Source organism: Nostoc sp. (assembly GCF_036919555.1).
Taxonomy (GTDB): Bacteria; Cyanobacteriota; Cyanobacteriia; order Cyanobacteriales; family Nostocaceae; genus Nostoc.
In genome coordinates this window covers 26,131-33,768 of the sequence record NZ_JBALCS010000077.1, presented here as the reverse complement: position 1 = coordinate 33,768, position 7,638 = coordinate 26,131, and the positions used below count along the sequence as shown (strand labels likewise).

Sequence of the window (7,638 nt, the reverse complement as noted above, 5' to 3'; positions counted from 1 at the left end):
CTCTACCCTGGAATGGGTTACTCAACCGAAGCCAGCCGTCCTCCTTCTCAGGTTTAGACTGAACGAATCGCACTTCCCAATGCCCAATGCCCCATAATATAAGAAAGCGCTTCACACTTCTTAAATAATCAGCTTAATTAGAACAATGGCGAGAGACTTGCGGGGATTCATTAAAATTTTGGAAGATAAGGGACAATTACGGCGAATTTCAGCTTTAGTTGACCCAGATTTAGAAATTGCTGAGATTTCCAACCGAATGCTGCAAAAAGGTGGGCCAGGGTTGTTGTTTGAAAACGTCAAAGGCGCTTCCTTCCCGGTGGCGGTGAATTTGATGGGAACTGTGGAAAGGATTTGCTGGGCGATGAATATGCAGCATCCAGAGGAGTTGGAAACTCTGGGGAAAAAACTGAGTATGCTGCAACAGCCAAAACCGCCGAAGAAGATTTCCCAGGCGATAGATTTTGCAAAAGTATTGTTTGATGTGGTGAAGGCGAAACCAGGACGTGACTTTTTCCCTGCTTGTCAGCAAGTTGTGCTTCAAGGGAATGATTTAGATTTACATAAGTTGCCCTTGATACGTCCTTATTGTGGTGATGCTGGCAAGATTATCACGCTGGGACTGGTAATTACCAAAGATTGTGAGACGGGTACTCCAAATGTAGGTGTGTATCGCTTGCAACTACAATCTCAGAATACGATGACGGTTCACTGGTTATCGGTGCGGGGTGGGGCGAGGCATTTGCGAAAAGCGGCCGAACGTGGGAAGAAATTAGAAGTTGCGATCGCACTTGGTGTAGATCCTCTAATTATCATGGCAGCAGCTACGCCTATACCTGTAGATTTATCAGAATGGCTGTTTGCTGGACTATATGGCGGTTCGGGTGTGCAGTTAGCGAAGTGTAAAACTGTAGATTTGGAAGTTCCCGCAGATTCAGAATTTGTTTTGGAAGGGACGATTACACCAGGGGAAGTGTTACCAGATGGCCCCTTTGGCGACCACATGGGTTATTACGGTGGCGTGGAAGATTCGCCGTTGATTCGCTTTGAGTGTATGACGCACCGGAAAAATCCGATTTATTTAACAACATTTAGCGGTCGTCCACCTAAAGAAGAAGCGATGATGGCGATCGCACTAAATCGCATTTATACGCCCATACTACGGCAACAAGTATCAGAAATTGTCGATTTCTTCCTCCCAATGGAAGCTTTGAGTTACAAAGCGGCGATTATTTCCATTGATAAAGCATATCCCGGACAAGCGCGACGGGCAGCTTTAGCGTTTTGGAGTGCTTTACCACAATTTACATACACAAAATTTGTAATTGTTGTGGATAAAGACATAAATATTCGTGATCCGCGTCAAGTTGTGTGGGCGATTAGTTCCAAAGTTGACCCAGTGCGGGATGTTTTTATTCTGCCGAATACACCTTTTGATACGTTAGATTTTGCCAGTGAAAAGATTGGTTTAGGTGGACGCATGGGAATTGATGCAACCACAAAAATTCCGCCGGAAACAGACCATGAATGGGGTTTGCCCTTGGAATCTGACCCAGATGTGGCGGCGATGGTAGAGAGACGATGGGCAGAGTATGGTTTAGCAGAGTTGCAGTTACCAGAAGTAGACCCAAATTTGTTTGGCTATGATATGAGGTAACGTATTAGATAAAAACTGGTAAAAATCTCTGCTGGCTATCAGCTTAGGAACATAGATTTAATAACTTACAAATTTCGTAGGGTGCTTTAGTAACGCACCATTACATATAGTTTAGGTGCGTTACGCTGTCGCCAACACACCCTACAAAAGATAAGTTTTCTATTCTATTCAATCTATGTTCCTCATCTGACTTTTATCAGTAAAACTAACCAATAATTAACAAAATATCAGAATGAAAAAGCTGGAGAACATAGCCTGATATAAATATCTCTTTGATCATCAGCAAAAGCTCTTCTCGCATGAAGTATTCTGGTATTATCAATCATTAAAATATCTCCTTTTTGCCACGAAATTTCCGTGGTTATTTTTTCAGCAATTTCGTTAAGTTCTGAGACAACCTCTTCAGGAATTTCTGAATTATCCTCAAACTTAAGAATCTTTGAGATGAACTGCTTTGTGGGCAATAGACTATTAATAAACACTTGATACTTTCCACATCTGCTAGGGATAATGGCTGGACAAATGTATTCAATCATAATCGATTGATCATCATTTACTGTCAGATGCGTATTATTCTTCTGACATATCTCTTCTAGTGTATTCAAGTTATCTGTTTGGTATTTTTTATGCCAGTCCTCTTTAGATATGCTAACAGTGAATTTTAGCTTCTTTTTGTTGAACAATTCTTTGGTTGAACTACTAATTTCATGAAAAAATTGTCTGCCATCACATACTGTTGTTTCACCATCTTCTAATGGTGGATTAGCACAGAAAAACCACAGCATAAGTGGGATATTCTGCTGATAATACATTTCTCCGTGTAATTTAATCTCAGACTTAGAATCATTTACACTTAAGAGAGTCTGATCTCCATTAATTACCCTTCTCCTGAATGCACCACCAGCATAATTTATAAAATCGATACTCAATAAATTTGTAAATTCTTTAAAAATGTCAGCATCAACATCAAATTTTCTAAAAAGTAAGATTCCATAATGTTTAAACAGACTAATAATTTGTTCTTTGTCTAATTCTAAAATACTGACATTATCGAGATTAATAATCTCTTGACCTATGCCATCTGATATGGGCTGTATCTTGGTATTCATATAACTTAATAAAAGTTTGTCGAAATTTGAACTCACTGTTGGCGTCAACTACACCAGATATTGACATTTTAATACTCAATATGTCGTTGTGTTGCATCCATCTGCGTAGGCGTAGCCCGTCGTAGACATCGCAATAGTAAATTTTGTAAAATTAAAAGTGTTATTACAGTACTAAAATCCCTTTTAGAAAACTATGTTACAAAGTTAACCCTAATTTATTTGGGTAGATTCTGAGAGAGAAATAAGACTACAGCCTTAGTTACTGATGCCAAAAAACTGCATAAATTATAACAAAAAAAGTGAAAAATCCAGCATCAAAGTTAGTGATAGGATTAACATTCAGTTGTATTAGTGTAATGCTCAATACAGGTATAGCTCATCAAATAGGTTTAGCAAAATCAACTAATCCTCAAAAGTGCAATATTCTTGCCTATGTCACCGATACAGATCCGCAAGGTTTAAATGTGCGGAGTGGTGCAAGTACATATAACACAATTCTAGGGCAAATACCCATCAACGAAACAGTTCAAGTTATTGGTACTGCTGAAAATTGGGCGCAGATTACTAATGCTAGTGATGGTTTTCAAGGAACTGGATGGGTGTTTGTGCCAAAATTAGGCTTAACAACGCGCGGCTACGGTACTAATGGCGTGGATTTATATGCTAATACCAGTCAACAAAGCCTAAAAGTGCGAAGAATTCCTGCTAATACAGTTGTTAAGTTGTTAAGCTGTCAGAAAGATTGGGCGCAGGTGGAATATCAAGGTGTTAAAGGTTGGTTGACAAGGGAAGATCAATGTGGTGCAGCCCTTACCAGTTGTTCTTAGAACCCCACCCCCAACCCCCTCCCCGCAAGCGAGGAGGGGGCTATGAGAATTACTTTTAAAATTTTGGTTTTGAGATATTTGTCATGGCTTATCCATTTCCTGGAATGAATCCCTATTTAGAAGATCCTGAATTATGGCCAGGAGTACATGGGAGACTAATAGTAGCGATCGCAGATTATCTTTCTCCTCAACTACGTCCCAAATATTTTGTCGCCATTGAAGAACGAATTTATCAAACTACTGGCGATGATAAACTTTTGGTTGGTATTCCTGATGTAATAGTACAAAATTCACAAACAGCAATAAATCCTAAAATACCGAATATAGCTATAGCTACACCTGCTGTTCAACCTAAAACGGTGACAGTTCCCATACCTGAGATAGTAAAGGAGAGATATTTAGAGGTGCGAAAAGTAGGAGCAAAAGAAGTAGTAACAGTGATTGAAATTCTCTCACCCAAAAATAAACGTACAGGAGAAGGACGCAACGCATACGAAATTAAGCGACAGCGAGTGTTAGGAAGTTCAACACATTTGGTAGAAATTGATTTATTGCGTGTCGTGGAAGCAATGTTAGTTTTTGGGGATGTTACGCAAAATGATTATCGGATTTTGGTTAGTCGCGGGGAAAATCGTCCTCAATCTGATTTATATGCCTTTAATTTGCAAGATGTAATTCCCTCATTTGCGTTACCTTTGCGAACTGGTGATAGTGAACCATTAGTGGATTTGCAGAGTTTATTAGCTGGAATTTATGAGCGTGCAAGTTATGATTTAGTAATAGATTACAGTCAAGAGCCAGTGTCACGATTGTCAGAAGAGAATGTAGTTTGGGCAGATGCATTGTTACGGAAAAAAGGACTACGTTAAAGAAAACAATAGGAGGAGAATCAATGCATTCAACCTTTCCTGGGATGAATCCCTATTTAAAACATCCTGAATTATTTCCAGGATTACATCACTTACTAATTAGTGAAATTACCAGGTTTTTATCTCCCCAACTGCGTCCTAAATATTGAGTTGCTGTAGAGGTGCGGATGTATGAAAGCACTGATGAGAATTCACTACTTGTTGGCATTCCTGATGTGATCGTGAAAAATTGGCAGACTGTAACTGATTCTATAAATACAAATGTAGCAGTAGCCGCACCAATGCCTGAACCTATAAAAGTAAAGATTCCGATGCCTGTTTCAATCAGGGAAGGATATTTAGAAGTACGAGAAGTAGGAACAGAGGCATTAGTTACTACTATTGAAATTTTATCTCCTACCAATAAATGTCCGGGTAAAGGAAGGCAGACATATCAAGAGAAACGCGAACAAGTATTAGCCAGTCGCACCAATTTAGTTGAAATTGATTTACTGCGTAAGGGTGAACCTATGCCAATGATGGGCAATGATATTCAGAGTCACTATCGAATTTTAGTTTGTCGTGGCGATCGCCGTCCTTATGCTGACTTATATGCTTTTAATTTACCAGACATAATTCCACCCTTTCCCCTGCCTTTGCGTTCTGGAGATACGGAACCAGTTATAGATTTGCAGACATTGTTAAATGAGGTATATGATATCTACGGCTATGATTTGGTAGTAGATTATAGTCAACAGTCAGTACCAGGATTGTTAGAAGCAGATGCAGCTTGGGTGGATGCGCTGCTGCGGGAGAAGGGTTTACGGTAGAGCAACTTAATAGGGATTTGAGATTTCTGCTACTTAACTGGGAATACTAAACTGAGATTCCCTTGTAAGGTAAGACTGGATTCCTAAAAACATGAACTCGATTACACTACAAAAAGCAAACCAGGCTGTATTTATAAAAATTTCTAATGTATTGCAGCAGCTATCTAAACTTGTACTTTGTATTTTACTCGCATCGATTCTGAGTATGACAGAGATGATTTTACCTAGTATACTGATCACAAGGTACGGAGTGGCTGAGGCAGTTCCCATAAATAAATATCTATCGTCCTTGCAGGTAGAAAAGACACTCGCAGTTTTGGAAAAAGCTAGTAATTTTATTACCACAGGGAGTTCTTTTATTCCAGATATTTCTATTTTAAGGGCAACTTTAGCTCCTACTTTCGCACCAACTTTAGTGCCAACTTTCGCGCCAACTTTCGCGCCAACTATTGCTCCTACTCTATCTTTAATTGGCAGAGTAGATTTCTTTTTTGAAGCTCAAGAGCTTAACTTAATTAAGATTAATATAGGTGATAAAAAAGATTCCTCTGTATCTCCTGCTCTAGAATCTTATAAATTAGGAGTCGAAAAGGCTCAACAAAAAGCAGATTATAAGGGTGCTGTTAAGCATTATAGCGATGCTTTAAGTAAAGATGGCAAATTTGCAGAAGCTCATGTAAGCCGAGGTCGTGCGTATTCAGAGTTAGGAGATCAGGAAAGAGCTATTGCAGATTATACTAAAGCAATGAATGTTAGTCCCAAATTTGCTGAAGACAAAGATATATATGTTGAACCATTACTAGGACGAGGTACTGTTTACATCAAACTTGGCAATTATCAGTTAGCACTTGATGATTTTAATCTAGCAGTTAAACTAAATCCTGACTTTTATGATGCTTATTTAGGCAGAGCTATTATCTATATTGAACAAAAAGATTATCAACAAGCGATTAAGGATTTAACAGAAGCATTAAAGTTAACTGCTGACTATTATCCTGCTGCTTTTCTGAAACGTGGTTCTGTTTGGGCTGAATTGGGCGAATATGAAAAAGCCATTGAGGACTTTACTCACGCTATTGAGAATCATGCAGACGATGCTAGTACATATTATCCAGATGCCTACTATAAACGCGGACTTATTAATTTAAATTTAGGGGAACCAGAAAAAGCAATTAAGGATTTCAACAATGCTATTAATCTGGATTCTAAGTATTATGAAGCATATTATAAACGTGCGATCGCTCACGAAAAACTTGGAGAATCCGAAGCAGCAAATAAAGATTATATCAGTGCAGATTATAGTAAAGCGTTATTAACATATAACCTCACAGGGCATTCAGGAATGTTTGCTGCGGTTCGGTCAGTGGCTATCAGTCCTGATGGAATAACTTTAGCGAGTGGGAGTGAAGACTCAACTATCAAACTATGGAACTTAAAAACGGGACAACAAATTAAAACACTTTCTGGAAATTCAGGTTCAGTTCTTGCTGTAACTTTTAGCCCTGATGGTCAAACTATTGCTAGTTCCGGTACTGAAAAAACTATTAAACTTTGGAATGTCAGCACAGGAGAAAAAATCCTTACTATATCAGCATATTCTGATAGGATTCGCTCCCTTGCTTTTAGTCCAGACGGACAGACCATAGCTAGTGGAAGTGATGACAAAATCATTAAATTTTGGAATGTAGGAACTGGAGAAGAAATTCACAGCTTCTTTGGACACTCAGATTACATTCAGTCTTTGAGTTTTAGTCCAAATAATAACATTATTGCCAGTGGAAGCTGTGACAAAACTATCAAACTATGGGATGTACAAACTGGCAAAGAAATTAATACCCTAGAAGGACATCAACAGTGTGTTCGTGCTATTGCTTTTAGCCCAAATGGTCAAACTTTGGCTAGTGGTAGTGAAGACAATAACATCATACTTTGGGATTGGCAAAATAATAGGCAGATACGAACTTTTAAAGGTCACTCTAATGCAGTAACATCCCTGGCTTTTAGCCCTGATGGTCTAACCCTTGTGAGTGGTAGTGATGACAAAACAATTAAACTATGGGATGTGCAAACTGGACTAACAATGATCACCCTTTTTGGGCATGAATCTTATGTAGAATCAGTAGCTTTTAGTCCCGATGGTAAAAATGTTGTTAGTGGTGGTTATGACAAAACAGTTAAACTATGGGATGTGCCTTGGCAGTAAAATGTACAGATATTAAGCGCCATAATATTCAACTTACAGCCAAAATTCTCAAGACAACTCCCTCACTTGTCTCACGCGCTCAAAATCACTATTCTGTAAAATAATTGTCAAACTATGACGCAAAGCGATCGCACACACCACCAAAAACCACATAATTAGCCCCCTCC

Annotated in this window: 5 protein-coding genes and 1 pseudogene; 5 read left to right on the top strand and 1 reads right to left on the bottom strand. The window is 38.8% G+C overall.

Features of this window, described 5'->3' with window-relative positions:
* Nucleotides 1-145 precede the first annotated feature (145 nt).
* Entirely contained in the window at nucleotides 146-1,654 is a 1,509-nt protein-coding gene (locus tag V7K36_RS21135; protein ID WP_335118957.1) for a UbiD family decarboxylase, read from the top strand.
* Between the two features lie 227 nt (nucleotides 1,655-1,881).
* Here the strand turns inward: V7K36_RS21135 and V7K36_RS21130 are convergent, their stop codons facing one another.
* Nucleotides 1,882-2,763: a TauD/TfdA family dioxygenase gene (locus tag V7K36_RS21130; protein ID WP_335118954.1), complete on the bottom strand. Its 882-nt coding sequence runs from the start codon at nucleotides 2,761-2,763 to the stop codon at nucleotides 1,882-1,884.
* Nucleotides 2,764-3,062: 299 nt separating this feature from the next.
* Between V7K36_RS21130 and V7K36_RS21125 the strand changes: the two genes are divergently transcribed.
* The 4 genes and pseudogenes from V7K36_RS21125 (at nucleotide 3,063) to V7K36_RS21110 (ending at nucleotide 7,471) form a co-directional block, all read left to right on the top strand.
* On the top strand, nucleotides 3,063-3,590 hold the full coding sequence (locus V7K36_RS21125) for an SH3 domain-containing protein (protein WP_335118952.1): 528 nt from the start codon (nucleotides 3,063-3,065) through the stop codon (nucleotides 3,588-3,590).
* 83 nt (nucleotides 3,591-3,673) lie between these two features.
* Entirely contained in the window at nucleotides 3,674-4,459 is a 786-nt protein-coding gene (locus V7K36_RS21120) for a DUF4058 family protein (protein ID WP_335118950.1), read from the top strand.
* 23 nt (nucleotides 4,460-4,482) lie between these two features.
* Nucleotides 4,483-5,268, top strand: a pseudogene (locus V7K36_RS21115) (DUF4058 family protein).
* A gap of 91 nt (nucleotides 5,269-5,359) precedes the next feature.
* The gene (locus tag V7K36_RS21110) at nucleotides 5,360-7,471 is read left to right on the top strand and encodes a tetratricopeptide repeat protein (RefSeq protein ID WP_335118948.1); all 2,112 of its coding nucleotides are present in this window, start codon (nucleotides 5,360-5,362) and stop codon (nucleotides 7,469-7,471) included.
* Nucleotides 7,472-7,638: the final 167 nt, after the last annotated feature.